Here is a 2,709-nt window from a genome sequence, read left to right on the forward strand (position 1 = left end):
GTTTTTTCGCTATGGGGTGAAACTCGATATTGGTGCTTTGCTAACAAGCAAATTTTTAGCGGTTTGGAGATTTATCATTTTCCGACAGCAGGAGGGAATGCACGCTTACTCGTTTCTCTCCGAGAAACAAAAAACCGACCTCTAAAAAAGATAAAAATAAGCCCCAAAAGTTGGGGCATTTTGAAATCTTTTTTAGAGGAGATTTTAGTTAGGTTTAAACCTTGATGTTTCACCTCTCAAAATCTCAAAAAATTGAGATTGTTGTTTTTCATCGAGAAGCATCGTTTTTAATCTGCTTTCAAAGTCTGCCATTTTTTCGCTATCTTTTTTCAAGTGCTTGTACCTTTTGTCCCGTGCAATGCTGAAAGCACAGCTCGAAAGATGAACGCTCCCCCTTGGGTCGAATGCAATAAATTTATGATCTTCGATAGAGTAGGTTTTGACTTGATCAACCAGTTTCACTGTTGATTGATTTTTCTTAGAACCGAAGCCAAGTTTTTCTAAAAGCGGATAAAACTTTTTAAATTTTTCAGGTTCTAACAGCATGTCTGCTATACGTTTCGCAAAATCTTGAAAGGATTCTGTACCCTCAGAGTATTTGCTCATTTCAGGCATTTCTGACAGCTTGTGAGCGAATAGGAAGCGTTGCGGATCTGTCATTTTGGTGAATAGGTCAGGCGTGTTTTGATCTCGTTGGGGAGATACTGATTTTTCAGAAATTTCCGTTTGTTTTTGCTTAAACTTGAAGGAAAATCCTGAAATCGCACGACCTGTTTTGTGCTGTTCGACCTTAACTTTAATGTCTGTTTTTTCATTAATTTGATTTATGGCAATGTCTAAAACTCGCTTTTTAAAATCGTTCATTTGTTTGTATTCAGTATCTAGAACACCAAGTTTTTGTCTAAATTTTTGTATCTCAATAATGGGTGTTTTACCTGTGCTACGCCAAGCAATCAATAATTCGTAAAGTCTTACAGCGTAAGCACTTGTAAGCCCTGAAACTTGTTCTATATCGTATTTTGTAAACTGTTCTTCTAGGCGAGTAATCAATGGAATGATGGCAGGGGCAAAAATTAATTTAACAACCGCCTCTTTCTCAACATAAATAACTTCACTCACCCATCTTGATTTATGGTGCTGGATATTTCCCTTATCGCTAAGGCTCTGATAACTGAATTGCCTTGCAAATAGGTCATCACAAGCATCTTTTAATGCTTGATATGCAGTATTTCTATGTGCCGAAAATTGATTGATGTAGCTTTCAGCGTGAATGATCAATGGGTCATTTGCGTTAATTCCCTTGCCACTTTGACGAGCTTCAATAATCGCTAAAAGTATTAATCTTTGCTCGACTAAATCGAGGTTATAACTCGCATTAATTAACGCATTATCTTTAACAACTAAATTACTCATTATGTGACTCTATTATTCTTAGACGTTTATGTGACTTTAATAATTAACGTCACAACATGCAAGGTAAACGTCACTTTATCTTTTGAAATTTTCATTTTTTTGCAAGGTAAACGTCACTTAATTGCAAGGTAAACGTCACTTAATGAAGCTTGAAACGCGCACACAGCAATGCTTTCAGCGTGTCTAAAAGCATTTAAAAGCTTAAAAGATTATTAAAAGCCAAAAAAAATTAAAAAGCATTTAAAACTGCCCTATGTTTTCGCTTCGCTCAAACTCTATTGAATCTCGCTGCGCTCGATTCCTGGGGGCAGTTTTTTCAAATATCCACTAGGACGCTAAAAACAAGAATGGATTCGCTTCGCTCATAAAGCTTTATGCTCGCTTCGCTCGTCATGGAGCCAGTGGCTACAGTCGCTTTGCTCTGTAAATCTCGTTATGAAGCAACAGGGAGCTTGTAATCAGGGAAAAGGCAGGAGCGAAATTTTTATATCGCTCAATCGCTCGTAGACACTCGCTCGGTTATTTAATCAACTGGATCTGAACAAGCTGCAAGAGCTATTTGTGCTAAAGCAGATTCACTACCATGATGTAAAATTAAGCCAATACATTGCGCTAAATGAACTCTTGCTTGTTCTGTTTTATAAGAGGTTTTTAAAAAATCAAATTGTTCTGAACCAAGATTAGATGCAGACTCCATAATGAATAATACAAAATTTGATTTACATAGCTCAGGCTTTGAAATCATTAAGTTTCTTAATGATTTATTTGGTAAAACATTCTGCTGTTCTAAAATTGCTCCCGCTTGAACAATTAAGCTATAAGACATTTTTTCCCTATGTCCTCTAGTACCACTATTTGCAAGAATCACCCATTCAGACATGGGTCTTAATGTCTTTTCGTCTGCATCTTTTGATTTTTTAAAATAAGATGAAATTATTAAATAAAGAATGATACCCGCAATAATTAATCCAATTAGCATTACTTATAATTTCCTAAATTTTGAGCAATTATAAAGAACTCTAATTTAAATCAAATAGTTGTTTTTCAAGTTCATAATGATTTATTTCCCCCGCAATGTACTGATCATAAAGTTTTTGATGATCTTCAGTGATTTCTAAATCGTAATATTCTCGATCTGATTTCTTTAAAAACACCTCTGACAAACGATTATTTTTTTCGGCATCACTCAATTTCATGGTCTAAATGCTCCTATTTTGCGTTTATTGGCGGTTTTAGCCCTATTTAGCTAGATTTCCCTGTTTTTGAAGAAAAGGCGCTTAAATGCGATTTTAGGCG

At 35.5% G+C, this 2,709-nt stretch carries 2 protein-coding genes and 1 pseudogene; all 3 read right to left on the reverse strand.

Annotated features, from left to right (window positions below; genetic code table 11):
- Positions 1-486: 486 nt before the first annotated feature.
- Positions 487-1,413, reverse strand: a pseudogene (gene repM / locus L3V46_RS22810) (replication initiation protein RepM); the annotation flags it as partial.
- Positions 1,414-1,936: 523 nt separating this feature from the next.
- Positions 1,937-2,392 carry a hypothetical protein gene (locus L3V46_RS22815; protein WP_239046826.1) on the reverse strand — a complete coding sequence of 152 codons (456 nt, stop codon included), beginning with the start codon at positions 2,390-2,392 and terminating at the stop codon, positions 1,937-1,939.
- Between the two features lie 40 nt (positions 2,393-2,432).
- Positions 2,433-2,609, reverse strand: coding sequence for a hypothetical protein (locus L3V46_RS22820; protein WP_239046827.1), 177 nt, complete (start codon positions 2,607-2,609; stop codon positions 2,433-2,435).
- Positions 2,610-2,709 lie beyond the last annotated feature (100 nt).

This window comes from Acinetobacter sp. AG3 (genome assembly GCF_022343575.1).
Lineage (GTDB): Bacteria > Pseudomonadota > Gammaproteobacteria > Pseudomonadales > Moraxellaceae > Acinetobacter > Acinetobacter guillouiae.